This window comes from Paenibacillus thalictri, assembly GCF_004307995.1.
Classification (GTDB): Bacteria; Bacillota; Bacilli; order Paenibacillales; family NBRC-103111; genus Paenibacillus_AF; species Paenibacillus_AF thalictri.
Window position 1 is genome coordinate 1 of record NZ_SIRE01000030.1, and the last position, 16,307, is coordinate 16,307.

Genomic DNA, 16,307 nt, shown 5'->3' on the forward strand with positions numbered 1-16,307 from the left:
GAAGATACTTCGGTTTTCGACTGGGTTTAGCTTGGTGTTGCCATTTTTCCTGATTCCCACCTCAACCGTGGTAAAACAATTTCCAATTTTCACAGATCAGGACTTGACATATTACCGCTGGACTTTATCGTATCCGTATAAGAATGGAGGCAAAAACATTGAAGTTTGTCCAAGTTTTTGCCTCGCTTTTATGAGCCGGACGGAAGCCCGTTATTTGGTTTGTTCGTGTGCGTTTCCGCCTTCCGCGGTTCCTGCCGCTCCTTGCGTCTTGTCTCCGCCGAGCCCAAATACGTAAGCCATCGGTTTCGTGCCGCCGGAAGTGAAGGTAATATACTGTTTGCCATCGACCGTAAAGATCGCCGGCGCCGCCTGAATATTGTTACCCGGCGTTTGGAATGTCCAGAGAACCTTACCGGTTTTAATATCGAGGGCGTTGATTTTTCCGTCAAGCTCGCCGTAGAAGGCAAGACCGGTTGCGGTGCTGGTTAATCCGCCGCGCATCGGGTCTTTTGTTTTGATTTGATACGCTTGTTTGCCCGAGTTCACATCCATGGCGGTAATCGTGCCAAAAGCGACTTCATCGGCAGGCGCGGCTTCCGTGGTACCAAATGCGGCTGCCCCCGGGAAGTCGGGAGTTGCGGCCTCGTCCTGATTTTTTGCCGCTTTGATCACTACGCCTTGCTCTACACCCGGGATCAGCACATAATTCGAATCGGGATCGTAAGTTTCCGGGGCATAGTTTTCGCCGCCAAGCACGCCCGGATACGCGGTTACGCCTTCCGGAGTCGGTTTCGGATGATCGATTTTGGCAAAAGGAATTCCGTCCCAGACCACATCGCCCGTTTTGGCATCCCATGCATACCATTGGCCGTTTTTGCCGCCTTCGACGACAATTTTTTGTTTATTGCCTTTTACGGTAGCGTTCAGGATCATCGGGGAAGCAGCGGCGTCATAATCCCACAGGTCGTGGCTGACTTCTTGTTTGGCCCATACCAGCTTGCCTGTTGCGGCTTCGACGGCGACGACCGAATCGGTATACGGGTTGGCTCCGGGGCGATCCTCGCCATAGAAATCGGGAGCCGGGTTACCGACGGCAAAATACATCAAACCCGTCTCTTCATCAATGGCGGGAGGATTCCATACGGCGCCGCCGCCTTGGAATTTGCTGTTGGCCAGCCAGTCTTGGCCTTTAGGCGGAACGGTCCAGAAAGGGCTGTCCCATGCCGGGGTCAGATCGCTGGCCTTGTAGGCATTAACAAAACCACGCACGCCATTGTCGCCGCCGCTGCTGCCTATGTATACAATGCCTTTGGAATAAACCGGCGCTGTAGTTTCATAGTACCCGTTCTCCAGCGTCACATCCGGAATCGAATCGGATAACTTCACCATTTTGTTCAGCGTGCCGGTTTTCTGATCCAACGAGACGAGCTGGTTGTCGACAGTGAGCATAAATACTTTGCCTTCGCCTACGGCTACGCCGCGGTTTGCGATAATACCCGATTTGCTGAAGGTGGCCGCTTGTTCGGCGGAAGGTTTCCAGTGCCAGATCTGGCCGCCGGTCACCGCGTCAAAAGCGAATACTTGATTCCCTGCCGTAGTGATATATACGACGCCATCAATAACAACAGGATAACATTGGTTTCCGTTTTTGACGTCCGCATCCAATGCCTTCAATTCTTTGGACCAAATGATGCCCAAATCCTTGACATTGTCGGCGGTGATGGTTTTGTACGGCACATGCCGGGTGTTTGCCAAATCAAAGCCGTAGGTTCCGAAGTTTTCAAATGAGGTTCCCGTCACCTTGCCCGGCGTCGTGCTGGATGCAGGCGGAGGAGTCTCCGTCGCCGGCGGCTGCGCTGCGTTATTGTTTTTGTTTGAAGTACAGGCGCTTAACGCAAGGCTTGTCGTTAATAAGGCAATGCTTATGGCCTTCGATTTTTTCATTTTCATTGAGTATGGATACCTCCTGATGATGTTCTAGCCATGTCTTATTGTTACTATTTCCTATATTGTTAAAAAAAATCAGCAGTGGCCCACGGCTTTTTTTCATAAGCATACGAAGTCTGGAGCGCCGGGCATCCAAGCTCCCGCTCGCGGCTCGAGATGGAGGCAGGTGCTGCATAAAAAGGAACCGTGCGGGCTATCTTAACAATATAGAAAGACATCCTTGAAGCACTTCGAAATCTCTTTCACATTCAGGAGGAATACATAATGAAGCGTTATGCTGTACTCACGTTTGCAGTGCTGGCGGTGTTGACGATGCTCAGCGCATGCGGCAACAAGACCAACACCGGCGGCAATGCGAGCAATGCGGCCAATAATACCGCTCCCCCTGCGGGCGGACAAACCAAAGAAATCACGGTGAATGCTTCGAATTTTTCTTTTGATCCGCCGGCGATTAATCTGAAAGTGGGAGATACGGTGAAACTTACGTTGAAGAACGTAAACGGATCTCACGGATTGGAAATCCCGGATCTGAAGGTGAACGTCAAGAACGGCGAAACCGCCACCTTTACCGTAACAAAAGCGGGCAAATTCGATTACAACTGCTCCATTCAATGCGGCTCGGGCCACGATAATATGGTGGGAACGATTACCGTTTCCTAAGATATGCGCAAAAAAAAGGAGCCCCTCGCTGGTCGGGGGCCACTGAAATAGTGAACGCTGCATGTGCGAATTCATGCTTCCAATCGCTGATTGTCTCCGAATTTCTTGGATGATACCCGCTTGCGGCGGGTGAAACTCGGGGACAAAGGCGAACGCTGACGCTTCTCCAGCATGATTTCGCTCACTCCGCTACATTTTCAGGGCCCTCGTTGGTTGGAGGGGCTCCTTTTTTCATGTATATCATTCGTTTTCCGGCAGATGATTGGTATAGAAATGATTCCAGTTTTTGTAGACCAAATGCTCGACATCGTCTTCGCTGTAATGCTTTTGCAGCAATTCAACGAACCGCTGATAGTTGCCGGCATGCTCCAGACCAACGATCCATTCCTTGATCCCGTCGAAATCCGAGCCGAGTCCGAGATGGCGCCGGCCTCCTAACGAGCAAATATGATCGATATGCGGCAGCAGCTTCTCCATGGCAACAGGTTCGGTGGCATGGACGAAAGGCGGGACAAAAGTGATGCCGATGACGCCGCCGGTGCGGATTATCGCTGCGATTTGGTCATCCCGCAAGTTTCGCGGATGCGGGCGAACCGTGTAGGCGTTGGAATGAGAGGCGATGTACGGTTTCGCTGAAAGCTCATGAAGCTCCCAGAAGCCTTTTTCCGCCAAATGAGAGACGTCCAGAATGAGTCCCAGCCGGTTGCATTCGCGGATCAGATGCAGCCCCTTCGCCGTGAACCCGCTTTTCCTTGGCTCCATCACGCCGTCGGCCGCCCAGTTCGCATGATTCCACGTAATGCCGACGCTTCTGACGCCCAAATAAAACAAGGTGCGCAAATACGTCATATTTCCTTGCAGCGCATCCACGCCTTCCAGCGAAAGCAAAGCTCCGATTTGCTTATTTTCAGCCGCCAGCCGCAAATCGTCTTTTGTGCGGATAAACCGCAATTGCCCGTTCGACAAAATCCGTTCGTGAAACAATTCGATGCTTTTCAACACAAGGTCAAACTGTCCGGCAAGGTCTTCCGGCAAATAAATCGCAAAATTTTGCGTACCGATACCGGATTCAAGCATTTTCGGAAGCGTGACATCCAGGAGGCTGCATTCATGGGCAAAATCGAGCCCGGGATCCAGCAGCAGCTTGCATAATACGTCACAGTGAGCGTCGAAGATTTTCACAGGCATCGTCCTCCGTCACAAGGGGGCTTACCTGCCGCGATAGGAAAAGTTGGGAGAGTGGCGATAAGAGTTGGAATCCAGCTCGTTGTCATCCGGAGTATGCGCGGAATAAGCGGCGACAAATTGAGAGACGGTTGCGTGGTGAGGCGACCACTTGCACACGGGATCCGTTTGCTGTGCGTCACCTGTTAGAAGAAAGGCTTGACAACGGCAGCCTCCATAATCCTGAAAGCGGCGGTCGCAGCTTCTGCAGGGTTCCGCCATCCAATCAAACCCGCGGAAAGCGTTGAAGGCGGGGGAATCCTGCCAAATCCAGGCCAAATTCCGTTCTTTGACCGATTCGAAATCCAGCGTTTTGATGCCGGATGCAGCCGTACAAGGCAAAACGCGCCCGTCGGGAGTGACCGTCAGCGATAATTTTCCCCAGCCGCCCATGCAGGGCTTCGGGAATTCCGCATAATAGTCCGGTATGACCCAGATCAGTTCGATTTGTTTGCCGAATCGTTCTTTGGCCCTGTGATAGGCCTCTTCGGCGGCGGAAAGCTGATTTCTCGAAGGCAGCAGGTTCCGTCTGTTCATAAAAGCCCAGCCGTAGTATTGGGTGTTGGCCAGCTCCAGCCGGGCCGCTCCCCACCCCACGCAAAGCTCGATGATGTCTTCCACAAGGTAGATATTATGCCGGTGGAGCACGGCATTCATATGTAAGGGAAGTCCGCCGCCACGTATCGCTTGGGCGGCCTGGCGTTTGAGGTCATGGGCTTTAAATCCCGCGATTCGGTCGGCCAGCTCGGCTTCGGGAGCTTGGACACTGAGCTGAATGCTGTCCAGACCGGCTTCCGCCAGCTGCTTGATGCGCTGGTCGGTAGCGCCGACGCCGCTGGTGATCAAGTTGGTGAAAAGCCCCAGTTCGCGGGCCCGACGAATGAGCAGCTCCGTATCCGGCCGCAGAAGCGGCTCGCCTCCGGTAAAATGAACTTGCACGATGCCCAGCTCGCTGGCTTCATCCAGGACCCTCAGCCATTCATCGGCTGAAAGCTCGTTCTCGCGTTTTTGCAGCTCAAGCGGATTGGAGCAGTAAGGGCAATGAAGAGGACAACGGTGCGTCACTTCCGCAGTTAAAGCATAAGGCGCGCTTACTTCCATGTCTCCAACCATCCTTTGTCCGCGGCTTGGGCCATAAACTCCACAATATCCGCTTGCAGGTCCGATTGATTAAATCTTGCTTCCAGCTCCTGAACGATCTGTGAAACCGTCCGGCTGCCGTCGCAAAGCCAAAGAATCGCTCCCGCCGTAGCATTGAGATTGACGACACGCTCCGGGAGCAGCAGCATGTCGGTTTGGCGGGCTTTATCGAATCTGAGCCGCGCCGGACTGCGCAGCCTTGGACGTTCCGATAATCCCGGTGCGGTCATGTCAGAACCGCCTCCTTATTTGGATATGCGAGGGCTAACGCGTCAAGCAGCGCCCACAGCACATCGCATTTGAACGATAGCGCCGCTATCGCTTTCTCCTGCTCCTCACGCGTAGTGCACTCCCGCATGACGATCTCAACCCCGTGGTCCGAATCGCGCGGAGCCTGATGCAGCCTTGAGCGGAAGTACTCGAGACCTTCGGGCCGAACCCAAGGATACAATTGTTCCAACACGCCGATCCGTTGAGACACCAGGGTAGGCGCAAACAGCTCGGTTAATGATGAGGCCACGGCGATAGGCCACGGCTCCAAGCGGCAAAAATTCACATAGGCGTCGACGGCAAACCGGACTGCCGGCAGCACATGACGCTCATCCAGCATTTCTTCTCTCGGAATCCCGACGGCTTCGCCGAGGCGGACCCATGCTTCAATGCCGCCTTCGGTTCCTTCGCGGCCATCATGGTCGATGATGCGCTGAATCCATCTGCGCCGCTCCTCCCGGGACGGCAGCTTGGCGAGGATAAGCGCGTCCTTGACCGGGATGTTTTTCTGGTAATAAAACCGGTTGGCGACCCATGCCCGGAGCTGCTCGGGAGTCAGCTTGCCTTCGTGCATGCTGACATGATACGGATGCTTGTCGTGATAATGCAGTGCCCCGACCTTTCGAAGCCGGGCTAAAAACTCTTCATTTGACCAACGTTCATTCACAGTACGTTCAGACCTCCAGTTCCAAACCGTCGCACCCCACCTCGATTCCCGATTCGCTGAGCAGCCGATGCTCGCTTGATTCCGGATGGAGAATAGGGTTCGTGTTATTGATATGGGTGTATACCTTTCTGCGGGCAGGTAGCTCCGCAAGCCGGCGTAAAGAGCCGTTAGGGCCTGAGATGGGGACATGCCCCATGGCGGCGGCATCCAATTCCGACGCGCCCAGATCCCTCAGCTCATCGGCATGCCAGAACGTGCCGTCGATCAGAATACAGTCCGCATCCTGAAGCTGCCGTTCCAGTTCCTGCGTCCAGGACTCGACTCCGGGCGCATAGACGGCGACGCCGCCTGTCAGCCGGTCGGTGAATCGGTAACCGACCACCCAAGGATCATCCGCTGCGGCGGGTCCGGAGTTGTCCGCGCGGGCTGCATACCGGGGCGGCTTACGGCCAAGCAAGAAAGGATATACGGATAGTCTTTCCCCAAAAAGTGGGAATGATTCTCCGGGTCTGATTTCCGCCCAATGGAACGTGGCGTAAGGAGCAATGATTTGCCGAACTGGAAAAGCGCCTGTCAAAGCGTTCAGCACCGGGGCGGCGGCATATACCGCAAGTTCGGAGCTCTGCCTTAAACTGAGCAGCCCAATCGTATGGTCCAGCTCGGCGTCGGTTAACAGAATGCCGCAAACGGGTGTGCTCCGCAATTGCGGTCCGGCATACAGCTCGGGATGGGATTCGATTTGCGCGCATACGTCCGGAGTTGCGTTAATAAGATACCATGTTTCTCCATCGGCGCTGATCGCTAACGAATTATTCATGCGAATGCGGACAATGCCGTTCCCGGCCCGCGCACTGCGGCAGTTTGGGCAGCTGCAGTTCCACTGCGGAACGCCTCCCCCGGCGGCGGAGCCTAATACTTTCAGTAACATGGGCGTCCCCCTTAAAAAATAGAAGCCGGATTTCTCCGGCACGTTGTTATTATTTCTGGTAAGCATAGGCCGTGACTTCAGCGCAAACCTCAATGATCTCAAAATCAGGCTTAACCCACATGACACTCACCTCCCTCACTCGGGGCGCAAACGTACCGTTGTTGAAAAGCTTAAGCTTCTAAAATATATGCCGGTTAACAGGGTTTATAACAACGAATTGCGGCGGCGAGCATTTCGGACAAAGCAAACAAGAGGCTGATCCCCTAATGTTCCCTGGCACGAGAACAATAGCGGAACAGCCCCTTCCATTTACAGCATGCTTCTTTGGGTGCTTGACGCTCAGCTTAACGCTTGGCTTAAGCGGCTGGGTCAGGTCAAGCAAACATATTGCCGTTTACTGGGGCTGCGGGCCTCCGCCGCCCGCGCCTCCGCCTCCCGGGCCGCGTCCACCGCCGGGGCCACCACCGAAGCCGCCGCCGGGACCGCCGGTTTTTGCTGTCGTAATGCCGGATTGATTCACATAGGTTACTTTATCTCCGAGCGTAAATGTCACTATTTTCGTGCCGCCGCTGACCGCGCCGTCATCGTACAAGCCGTCGGTCGCCTTGCCGGACGAGCTGCCTCCCGTGGAGATCGTGTACGCTTCGCCTGCTTTCAGTTCCGGCGTAGAGATCACGATGCTGCCGAAGCTTTTCGCCGGAGCGAATGCCGTTACCGTCTTGCCCGAGCTGTCCGTCAGCGTGACCAGCGTACCTGCTTGCAGTGTGCTGGGGAATGTCATGTGAACAGCCCGTTGCGTCGAGCTGTCGGACGGCGCCTGAGCCATTCCCGCGCTGCCCGCAGCGATCAGCGTGCCGCCCGATTGCTCAAACGTCCCGTCATAATCCAGCGCGCCGTTGCCATTGTCAGTCGGACCATCGACGATGACGGTTCCGCCTGTCATCGCGATTGAACCGTTGGAGTCGAGTCCGTCGCCCGCGGCGTCCACATAGAGGTAACCGCCGCTGATCGTCAGCTTGCCGTTGGTTGCGCCGGGCTCGCCGCGGCCGCCACCCGCCGGTTGGCTGTCTCCGCCGCTGACGTTAACGCCGTCGTCTTGTGAAACAAGATGAATGCTGCCCCCGGCAATGTCGATGTTTGTGCCCTCGATGCCTTCATAACTTTTGGCAATATCGATCGTTCCATTCGAGATCGAGACGGTTTTGTCGGCATGAATCGCATCGTCGCCTGTCGCCAGACTGTACTGCCCGCCGGCAATCGCTATCGAGTTGTTGCTGTGAATCGCGTCGTCGGCCGCGTCGATCTGGAACGTGCCGTCCGCGATGGCGATAGCACCCTTCGCTTTCAACGCCTTGGCGCTTGGCGTATCCGCGCTGTCCGCTTGCGCTTGTGGCTGCTGCTGCATTGACGCACGGTCGCCGAAGCCGCGCGGCTGCTCTTCCTGATGTGCCTTGGCCGAAGCTGCGCTGCCGCCGCCGGCGACGATGTTGAACGTGCCGCCGCTGATGGCCATGGACGATTCCGCCTGAATGCCGTCATTGGCGGACGTAATGGTGAAGGTTCCTCCCGTGATGGCGACAATACCTTTATCCGCCGCTGTGTCATTGGTCGTCTTGATGCCGTCGCCGCCCGCTTGGATCGTGATGACGCCGTCCTTAACCGCAAACAAATCGCGTCCGATGATGCCATCATCCGCAGCTTGAACATCAATCGTGCCGCTGATGATTTTCAAATCGTCTTTGCTGACAAGGCCGTCGCTTTTTTGCCCGATAACGGTCAGCTTGCCGGTGCCGTTGATCGTCAGATCGCTTTTGCTGAAGATCGCCCCGACAGCCGCGTCTTCGGACGTATCCGCATAAGCGGTTCCGTCGGAAACGGCGTTATCCGTCCCGTCCTGCAGCGTCACGATCGTTTTATCGGATTGCTTGATATGCATCGCGGGGCCAACGCTGTTCGTAATGCGGGCTCCGTTCAGCACAATGTGCACAAGCGCGTCCTTGGGGGCGTCGACTACGATCTGGCCGCTTGTTATCGAGCCGGCGACGACATAAGTGCCTGCCGCCGTAATCGTGACGATTCCGCCTTCGGCTGCCGCACCTGCTCCTGCGACGCTTGCACCGGCGTCGCTCAGCGTAATCGCTGTCGATTCCGCCTGGCTCCATTCAATCTGCTCATCTTTGGCCTTAAAATTGGCCTGTTTGGCAGCATCCAAGCTGACCGTTTCCACACCCGCTGTCTCCGCCGCGGAGGCGGATGAGGAGGCTGACGTGGCTCCCGCAACAGCGGCGGAAGCTGCGGAAGAAGCTGTGGCGGCAGGCTCTGCGCTGCAGCCGGCGGCGAGCATTACGCTCAACAGGGCGATAGCAAACATTTTGGCTTTATTTGAACGGTTCATAGTAGAGTCCTCTTTTCTTTTTAATTTTCCTGCACGGCAGGGTGCATGGTAAGTGTAATATCGAGATTGCCGTTTCGTGTACGCACGGCGTCGAGCAATTCCTTCTGATTTGTCCCAGGGCTTAGCTTGATGGCATAGACAAGCTCGTAAAGGCTGCCAAGCTCGGTCGTCCGCACCTTTCTCAGCTCGTAATCGACATTGAACTTCTTGAAAATTTCATCGAACGCTTCCTCATATCCGAGGTTTTCCGGAATGGTTACCTTGAGTGTCTTTGTTGTTTCTTTGCTCACGCCGAATTTGACAGCCTTGAGCACAAACATCAGCACGCACAGGAGTACGGTGAATAAAGCGGCATAGCTGTATGCGCCGACGCCGCAGGCGAGGCCGGACGCCATCGCAAACAGGACGTACGAGATGTCCTTCGAATCCCCCGGCGCGCTGCGGAAGCGGATGATGGAGAACGCTCCGGCAAGACTGAAGGCGCGGGCGATGTTGCTGCCGATCAGCAGGATAATGATGGCGACAATCGTCGGCAGCACCAGCATGGTAAGCGTGAAGCTCGAGGAGTAGTTTTCCTGTGTTTTCGTATAAGTCCAGCTGATGATGCCGCCCAAGAGAATGGCTATGGCGAAAGTCAGCAGCGCGTGGCTCAAGCTTAACGTCGTATCGGCTGCTCCGGAATTAAAAAGTGTCTCTAGCATAGGATCCGCTCCTTCTCTTGATTCGCGTAGCGAATCGACTTCTTGTATTCGTTGCCGTATTTGGAAAAGCCGGTCCGATACATGTGGAGCTCCGACAGCAGCTTCGACAACCACACCGGCACGGTTTTCTCCGCCTTAACCTCCATCAGCCACTGGCCTTCTTCCATCAACTGCTCGCCGTAATCGCCTTGCTCCAGCCGGAGGTCATAACGTCGCGAGCGGATATTGGCGTCAAACGTAATTCGCAAATCCCGGTTTCCTTTGCAAAACATGGCGATCCGGTCATAGGCCAAATACACCATCGGCTTCAATTCGTACCGCGACAGAAAATATTCGATTTCTTGCATAACCTGCTTGTTCATTCCGTTTCTGTACGCCGGAGCTTTCCCGGTTCGCACGAACTCGTAAGCTTCGTCCAGCTTCAGCGCGGTACGCCGTTTGTTCACGAGACCGAATACTTTCTTCTTGAGCTCGAGATATACTTTGGCGCCGGGCTCGGGTATACCGTAGGCCCTGATGCGCAGCTTTTCCCTGTACTTTGGCTTCGAGAGGCTGCTTCGAATGAGCGTATGATGCTCGGTGTCGTAGTATATATTGCTGATGGAGTACACTTTGTTGTTTTTGTTGTAATCGTCGAGCTCCATATAGTCCATCAGCCGCTCATATATACGGTGAAAAGCTTGCGTATCCATCAAATATTTGTTTTCGTATCGGTTGAACACTTCAATGGCCATGCTCCATCTCTCCTCTGCGCTTGTTATCCGAATTCGGTGCGTCGCTTCCATAGCTGTATATTAGGGCGCGAACCTTTAACGAAACTTAAATGGCCGGAGAGCGAATATTTTTTTGCAAACTTGTCCGAAATAGTATGATAGAGTGGGGTGGAAAGACCTGCGTACCGGGAACTGGCGGCTGGTTCGGAGCCGCGGCGAGGGCGGGGGAGGTTCGATCGGCTTAAGGTTGATTAAAGGTTCCATACTCACAATAAAGGTATGCCAACATAAAGGGGATGCAGGAATGAGAATATTAATTGTAGAGGATGAAGTGAACCTGGCGGAGGCGCTATCGCAAATATTAAAAAAACAAAACTATTCCGTCGATGTCGCTCACGATGGGCAAACCGGGCTGGATAACGCCTTGAGCGGTATTTACGACTTGCTCCTTCTCGACATCATGCTGCCGGGCATGGACGGGATCTCCATATTAAAGACGATTCGCGGGCAAAGCATCCATACGCCGGTGATTATGCTGACTGCAAAAGGCGAGATTCCTGACAGAATAGCCGGACTGGATCATGGCGCCGACGATTATGTCGCCAAGCCGTTTTCGACAGGGGAGCTGCTTGCGCGTATACGGGCGGCCCTGCGCCGCAAAGGCGAAGTAGTGCCGGAGGACGGACTGAGATTCGAGGATTTGGAGCTGAACACCTCGACGCTGAAGCTGACTTGCAAGGAGAAGGAGCTGAAGCTCATTCTGAAGGAGAGCGAGCTGCTGGAATTGTTGATGACAAGAAAGCAGGCGGTGACGTCCAAGGAGCAAATCATCGAGAAGCTGTGGGGATTCGATTCGGAAGCGGAGCATAATAACGTGGAAGTGTACATTTCGTTTCTGCGGAAGAAGCTTGTCTTCTTAAGTTCCTCCGTCAAGATTAATACTATCCGGGGCGTCGGTTACGTGCTGGAGGTGACTTCGTGATGTTCGACAAGCTGCGCAGCCGTCTACTTCTGATGAACATGGTCATCATATCGGTGATTATGCTTGGGGCTTTCGCCAGCATCTATACGTTTACGTATCAGAACGTGCGCAAAGATATCGGGATGGAGCTTGATCACGTATCGGATTCCTATCTGAAACCCGAGGGAGCCGGCGGGAAGAAGGGCGGCGGTCCGCAAGGCCGCAAGGGCATGGATGGGCCGGGAATGGAACGCGACCGGGCGCGCGCTTTCTCCTTTGCTTTGCAAACCGACGGCAAGTGGAACGTGACGGAGAAGTTCTCCCAGCTTGATCTGACCGCCGACTTTTATATCGCGGCTGTGAAGAAAGCGTCTGAGCAGCCTGTGCCTTTAAACCAGTTTACGCTTTCCGGCACACGTTGGGCTTATACGGTGAAGCCGAATCCCGAAGGTTATCTTGTGGTGTATATGGACGTTACCGCCGAACAGACCATATTGACGAATCTGATCTATACGTTTGCTGTAGTCGCGCTGGTTATGCTTGGCATTATTTATTTGGCCAGCCGCTACTTTGCCAATCGCTCCATCGCGCCGGTCAAGGAAGCTTTCGAGAAGCAGAAGCGTTTTATCGCCGACGCCTCGCACGAACTGAAGACCCCCCTTGCGGTGATCAATACAAACGCCGATGTCCTGCTGGCCAACGGCGAGGATACGATTGACGAGCAGGCCAAATGGCTGCACCATATCAAGTCGGAGACGGAGCGTATGAAGGTGCTGACGAACGATCTTCTTTATTTGACGGAGATGGACGACGCCAGAATGGAGATGATGCAAGTTCCGTTTAATATGAGCGAAGCCGTCGAAAGCGTCATCCTTACTATGGAGGCGGTCGTTTACGAGAGCGGCCTCTCGTTAGACTACGACATTGAACCGGACTTGACCGTTAAGGGCAGCAGCGAGCAAATCAAGCAGGTCACCATGATTTTGCTCGATAATGCCATCAAATATTCCAATCCGCAAGGAGCGATCAAGCTGACGCTCAAAAAACACCAGCACCAGGTTCAACTGACCGTGACCAATACCGGGGCGGGTATTCCGGCCGAGCATGTAGACAAAATTTTTGACCGATTTTACCGGGTCGACGCTTCACGCTCGCGGCAAAACGGAGGTTACGGCTTAGGGTTAGCTATCGCCAAATCAATCGTCTCCCAGCACCGCGGCAAAATTGCCGTCAAAAGCATGCCGAACGGAACCACGACGTTTTATGTGCAGCTGCATGACCGCTGACATCTCTAAAATATTAAAGGAGTTAGGCCCATTCAGAGCGCCTAACTCCTTCTTCAATAGTTGCTAAATTTTACTGAACAATTCGAATGTTACACTTGGGAGAGAGGGATTTGAGACGAAATTATTCGGCTGAATCAGATGGTTCAGATGCTTCGGACGATTCTTCTTCTGCAGCGGCGGCTTCCTCCGCGGCTTCTGCCAATTCTTCTTCAGCTGCCGCTTCGTCTGAAGCTTCGATGGCCTCTACGGCATCGGCTTCTTCTGCGGCTTCTTCGCTAGCTTCGGGTTCTCCGGCCGCTTCGGCCGTCTCTTCTTCAACGGCTGCTGCCGTTTCTTCGGCCGCTTCGCTTACGGCCTCTGCAGCTTCTTCTGCTTGTACTGCTTCTTTTTCAATTTCGCTCATTGACAATCCCCTCCATTATCGCTTAGCTTCCCTAAGCGTAACTTTATTATATCATGGCAATTGTAAAAATATTGTAATATTATGTTGCGGAACTTGTCTGATTTTGAAAATTTTATAGCGGACACGTGGTATAACCAGCCGCTGGTCGGCCGCTTCAAGAAGCACTGCTTCTACGAACCGACCGCCGAAGAATGCGCCAATGTGTACAGCTTATATTAAATCGCCAAGCATTGAGGAGCCTGCAGGCTCTTTTTTCTTTTACCCGGCATTTCAGTATAAATATACGCTTTGTGGATAAAAATACCGCATAGATTTTACTTTCATCCGAAAGGGCGAGGTCAAGACAATGAGCGATACGACACAACATAACGCTGTAGATCAGGCTGTCCCGGGAACAGCGGTGACGGGTGCCGGAGGGCCGGGTGATTCCCGGCTAGCCGATGGCGAAACGGAGATGACGCTGACCAATCGGCAGGGCCATCCGATCCGCGATAATCAGAATGTGCGCACCGTCGGCAGCCGGGGGCCGATGACGCTGGAAAACTACCATTTTATCGAGAAAATATCTCACTTCGACCGGGAACGCATACCGGAACGTGTCGTGCATGCCCGCGGTGCGGGAGCACACGGCTACTTCGAAGCTTACGGGAAGGTCGGCGACGGACCGGTCTCGACGTTTACGAGGGCCAAGCTGTTCCAAGAGGCAGGCAAACGGACGCCGGTGTTTGTGCGGTTCTCCACCGTTGTGCATGGTGGACATTCGCCGGAAACGCTGCGCGATCCGCGCGGGTTTGCCGTGAAGTTTTACACGGAGGACGGCAACTGGGATCTGGTCGGCAATAATCTAAAAATTTTCTTTATCCGCGATCCGCTCAAATTCCCCGATATGGTGCATGCCTTTAAGCCCGATCCGGTCACGAATGTGAATGATCCCGAGCGGATGTTTGATTTCCTCTCGCAGTCTCCGGAGGCGACGCATATGGTCACCTTCCTGTTCTCGCCTTGGGGTATTCCGGCCAACTACCGGCAGATGCAGGGTTCCGGCGTCAATACATACAAATGGGTCAATCAGGCGGGGCAAGGCGTGCTGGTGAAATATCATTGGGAGCCGATGCGCACGGAAATCAAAAACTTGCGCCAACAAGATGCCGACCGGATTCAAGCGATGAATTACAGCCATGCGACACAGGACTTATACGAGGCGATTGAACGCGGCGAATATCCCGAGTGGGAGCTGTGCGTGCAGATCATGAGCGACGGCGAGCATCCGGAGCTGGATTTCGATCCGCTGGACCCGACCAAGCTGTGGCCAACCGACAAATTCCCGTTTTTGCCGGTGGGAAAAATGGTGCTTAACCGCAATCCGGAAAATTATTTCGCCGAGGTGGAACAGGCCGCGTTTGGCACCGGCGTGCTCGTTGACGGGCTGGATTTCTCCGACGATAAGCTGCTGCAGGGCCGCACGTTCTCTTATTCCGATACGCAGCGGCACAGGGTCGGGACGAATTATTTGCAGCTGCCGGTCAACGCGCCGAAGAAACATGTGGCGACCAATCAGCGCGACGGGCAGATGGCCTATTTTGTCGATGCGGGACCGGGGCAAAATCCGCATGTCAATTACGAGCCCTCCGTGATCGGCGGCCTCAAGGAAATGCAGCGCAGCGGCAAGGAACACCAGCCGCATTATGATGCGGACCTGATGCAGCGCAAGATCGAGCGGGCGAACGATTTTGCCCAGGCGGGCGAGACGTACCGGTCGTTTGAAGCGTGGGAGCGGGATGAGCTGATTGAAAATCTGGTCAACAATTTGAAAATATGCCGCCCTGAAATCCGTCGCCAAATGATCGACTATTTCACCAAAGCCGATCCGGATTACGGACGCCGTGTGACCGACGGATTGGCGGATGCGCAGCGCGAAAGCGGCGAGCATACCGGTTCCGCTAAAGCGGACCAAGCCGTCCGCAACGCACAGCGCGAAGGAGAGCCGGCTAGGCCGTATTGAGCTTGCGCGTCCCATGCGTAAATCCGATCATGTATTCCGGCTGGTATGACAGCCGTCGTGCCCGCCGCTGCTCTAGCCGTTTGCGCTGTTTTGCCATAAGCGGGATGTAATAACGCCTGATTCGCTGGTTTGCCGGCGGGTCAGGCGTTTTTCGAATATAAGCGCAACATTTCATCATTCACCTTGTGTTATCACTGTCGTGTACTTATTTGACACAAGAGGAGATTAAAATCATGACTGGATTAGCAGGTAAAGTTGCTTTGGTTACGGGCGCAAGCCGGGGAATTGGACGTGCCGTCGCGACACGTTTAGCGCAAGAAGGAGCATTGGTAGCCGTTCATTACGGCACGAACCGAGCCGCTGCGGAAGAAGTGGTACACAACATTGAGCAGAGTGGAGGGGCTGCTTTCGCGATTGGTGCGAAACTCGGTTCTTTAGAAAGCATCCAGACACTTTATCAGACATTGGATGTATTGTTGAAAGAGCGTACAGGCGACGCTACTTCGATATACTAGTGAACAACGCAGGGATCGCCTTAGTAGCCCCAATCGAGGATACTACGGAAGAAGCATACGATGAAATTATGAATATAAACGTAAAAATGCCATTTTTCCTGACTCAACAAGCTTTGCCGCGCTTACGAGACGAAGCCCGAATTATTAACTTGTCGTCCTCTATAACAAGAATTTCCCTGCCTGCCATTCCGGCATACAGCATGACCAAGGGGGCCATCAACACGCTGACACTCGCTTTATCCAGCCAACTCGGCTCTCGCGGAATTACGATTAATGCCATCCAACCTGGATTCGTCGCCACGGATATGAACGCCGCAATGCTGCAAGATCCTGTCTCGCAAAAATATGGCGCTGATTTTTCTATCTTTGGAAGGTGGGGGCAACCGGAGGATGTCGCGGATATAGCCGCTTTTCTGGCTTCCTCCGACAGCCGCTGGATAACCGGGCAATTGATCGATGCCAGTGGCGGCTCACATTTGTAAATCCGGAAATAGT

At 54.1% G+C, this 16,307-nt stretch carries 15 protein-coding genes and 2 pseudogenes; 6 read left to right on the top strand and 11 right to left on the bottom strand.

Going from position 1 to position 16,307, the window contains the following annotated elements; genetic code table 11:
• Positions 1–210 precede the first annotated feature (210 nt).
• Positions 211–1,950, bottom strand: a complete 1,740-nt coding sequence (locus EYB31_RS32350) for a pyrroloquinoline quinone-dependent dehydrogenase (protein ID WP_131017645.1) — start codon at positions 1,948–1,950, stop codon at positions 211–213.
• A gap of 261 nt (positions 1,951–2,211) precedes the next feature.
• On the opposite strand from EYB31_RS32350, the gene EYB31_RS32355 reads away from it, so the two are divergent.
• A complete protein-coding gene (locus tag EYB31_RS32355) occupies positions 2,212–2,607 on the top strand; it encodes a cupredoxin domain-containing protein (protein ID WP_131017646.1) in 396 nt (131 codons plus the stop codon).
• A gap of 240 nt (positions 2,608–2,847) precedes the next feature.
• Here EYB31_RS32355 and EYB31_RS32360 read toward each other — a convergent pair whose 3' ends face one another.
• The 9 genes from EYB31_RS32360 to EYB31_RS32400 form a co-directional block, all read right to left on the bottom strand.
• Positions 2,848–3,795 (bottom strand): dipeptidase, encoded by a 948-nt coding sequence (locus EYB31_RS32360; RefSeq protein WP_131017647.1) that lies wholly within the window; start codon positions 3,793–3,795, stop codon positions 2,848–2,850.
• Between the two features lie 21 nt (positions 3,796–3,816).
• Complete coding sequence (gene pqqE / locus EYB31_RS32365; RefSeq protein ID WP_131017648.1) at positions 3,817–4,932, bottom strand: pyrroloquinoline quinone biosynthesis protein PqqE; 1,116 nt, start codon at positions 4,930–4,932, stop codon at positions 3,817–3,819.
• Positions 4,923–5,201 carry a pyrroloquinoline quinone biosynthesis peptide chaperone PqqD gene (gene pqqD / locus EYB31_RS32370; RefSeq protein ID WP_131017649.1) on the bottom strand — a complete coding sequence of 93 codons (279 nt, stop codon included), beginning with the start codon at positions 5,199–5,201 and terminating at the stop codon, positions 4,923–4,925. Before pqqD ends, pqqE begins: the two co-directional genes overlap by 10 nt.
• Entirely contained in the window at positions 5,198–5,908 is a 711-nt protein-coding gene (pqqC, locus tag EYB31_RS32375) for a pyrroloquinoline-quinone synthase PqqC (RefSeq protein WP_131017650.1), read from the bottom strand. The genes pqqD and pqqC overlap by 4 nt, the downstream gene beginning before the upstream one ends.
• Before the next feature lie 7 nt (positions 5,909–5,915).
• Positions 5,916–6,836, bottom strand: coding sequence for a pyrroloquinoline quinone biosynthesis protein PqqB (gene pqqB, locus EYB31_RS32380; protein WP_131017651.1), 921 nt, complete (start codon positions 6,834–6,836; stop codon positions 5,916–5,918).
• Positions 6,837–6,885: 49 nt separating this feature from the next.
• Complete coding sequence (gene pqqA, locus EYB31_RS41600) at positions 6,886–6,957, bottom strand: pyrroloquinoline quinone precursor peptide PqqA (RefSeq protein ID WP_420819490.1); 72 nt, start codon at positions 6,955–6,957, stop codon at positions 6,886–6,888.
• Between the two features lie 273 nt (positions 6,958–7,230).
• Positions 7,231–9,231 (bottom strand): carbohydrate-binding domain-containing protein, encoded by a 2,001-nt coding sequence (locus EYB31_RS32390; protein WP_131017653.1) that lies wholly within the window; start codon positions 9,229–9,231, stop codon positions 7,231–7,233.
• A 20-nt stretch (positions 9,232–9,251) separates the two neighbouring features.
• Positions 9,252–9,932 carry a DUF4956 domain-containing protein gene (locus tag EYB31_RS32395; protein WP_131017654.1) on the bottom strand — a complete coding sequence of 227 codons (681 nt, stop codon included), beginning with the start codon at positions 9,930–9,932 and terminating at the stop codon, positions 9,252–9,254.
• Positions 9,926–10,666 (bottom strand): polyphosphate polymerase domain-containing protein, encoded by a 741-nt coding sequence (locus EYB31_RS32400; RefSeq protein ID WP_131017655.1) that lies wholly within the window; start codon positions 10,664–10,666, stop codon positions 9,926–9,928. The genes EYB31_RS32395 and EYB31_RS32400 overlap by 7 nt, the downstream gene beginning before the upstream one ends.
• Before the next feature lie 283 nt (positions 10,667–10,949).
• On the opposite strand from EYB31_RS32400, the gene EYB31_RS32405 reads away from it, so the two are divergent.
• Entirely contained in the window at positions 10,950–11,627 is a 678-nt protein-coding gene (locus EYB31_RS32405; protein WP_131017656.1) for a response regulator transcription factor, read from the top strand.
• Positions 11,627–12,892, top strand: coding sequence for a sensor histidine kinase (locus EYB31_RS32410; protein WP_131017734.1), 1,266 nt, complete (start codon positions 11,627–11,629; stop codon positions 12,890–12,892). The genes EYB31_RS32405 and EYB31_RS32410 overlap by 1 nt, the downstream gene beginning before the upstream one ends.
• A 121-nt stretch (positions 12,893–13,013) precedes the next feature.
• On the opposite strand, the gene EYB31_RS32415 is transcribed toward EYB31_RS32410, so the two are convergent.
• The gene (locus tag EYB31_RS32415) at positions 13,014–13,295 is read right to left on the bottom strand and encodes a hypothetical protein (protein ID WP_131017657.1); all 282 of its coding nucleotides are present in this window, start codon (positions 13,293–13,295) and stop codon (positions 13,014–13,016) included.
• 123 nt (positions 13,296–13,418) lie between these two features.
• Between EYB31_RS32415 and EYB31_RS32420 the strand changes: the two are divergent.
• From EYB31_RS32420 to EYB31_RS32430, 3 genes and pseudogenes are all read left to right on the top strand, one after another.
• Positions 13,419–13,514 (top strand): annotated as a pseudogene (locus EYB31_RS32420) (cell wall hydrolase); the annotation flags it as partial.
• A 235-nt stretch (positions 13,515–13,749) separates the two neighbouring features.
• Positions 13,750–15,297 (top strand): catalase, encoded by a 1,548-nt coding sequence (locus tag EYB31_RS32425; protein ID WP_240763129.1) that lies wholly within the window; start codon positions 13,750–13,752, stop codon positions 15,295–15,297.
• 233 nt (positions 15,298–15,530) lie between these two features.
• Positions 15,531–16,294: pseudogene (locus EYB31_RS32430) on the top strand (SDR family oxidoreductase).
• Positions 16,295–16,307: the final 13 nt, after the last annotated feature.

Coding starts and splice junctions, on each gene's coding strand:
- EYB31_RS32400 (WP_131017655.1), bottom strand. CDS start 10,666: ATGGCCATTGAAGTGTTCAACCGATACGAAAACAAATATTTGATGGAT.
- EYB31_RS32355 (WP_131017646.1), top strand. CDS start 2,212: ATGAAGCGTTATGCTGTACTCACGTTTGCAGTGCTGGCGGTGTTGACG.
- EYB31_RS32395 (WP_131017654.1), bottom strand. CDS start 9,932: ATGCTAGAGACACTTTTTAATTCCGGAGCAGCCGATACGACGTTAAGC.
- EYB31_RS32425 (WP_240763129.1), top strand. CDS start 13,750: ATGACGCTGACCAATCGGCAGGGCCATCCGATCCGCGATAATCAGAAT.
- EYB31_RS32415 (WP_131017657.1), bottom strand. CDS start 13,295: ATGAGCGAAATTGAAAAAGAAGCAGTACAAGCAGAAGAAGCTGCAGAG.
- EYB31_RS32350 (WP_131017645.1), bottom strand. CDS start 1,950: ATGAAAATGAAAAAATCGAAGGCCATAAGCATTGCCTTATTAACGACA.
- pqqD (WP_131017649.1), bottom strand. CDS start 5,201: ATGACCGCACCGGGATTATCGGAACGTCCAAGGCTGCGCAGTCCGGCG.
- EYB31_RS32360 (WP_131017647.1), bottom strand. CDS start 3,795: ATGCCTGTGAAAATCTTCGACGCTCACTGTGACGTATTATGCAAGCTG.
- pqqE (WP_131017648.1), bottom strand. CDS start 4,932: ATGGAAGTAAGCGCGCCTTATGCTTTAACTGCGGAAGTGACGCACCGT.
- EYB31_RS32410 (WP_131017734.1), top strand. CDS start 11,627: ATGTTCGACAAGCTGCGCAGCCGTCTACTTCTGATGAACATGGTCATC.
- pqqB (WP_131017651.1), bottom strand. CDS start 6,836: ATGTTACTGAAAGTATTAGGCTCCGCCGCCGGGGGAGGCGTTCCGCAG.
- EYB31_RS32405 (WP_131017656.1), top strand. CDS start 10,950: ATGAGAATATTAATTGTAGAGGATGAAGTGAACCTGGCGGAGGCGCTA.
- EYB31_RS32390 (WP_131017653.1), bottom strand. CDS start 9,231: ATGAACCGTTCAAATAAAGCCAAAATGTTTGCTATCGCCCTGTTGAGC.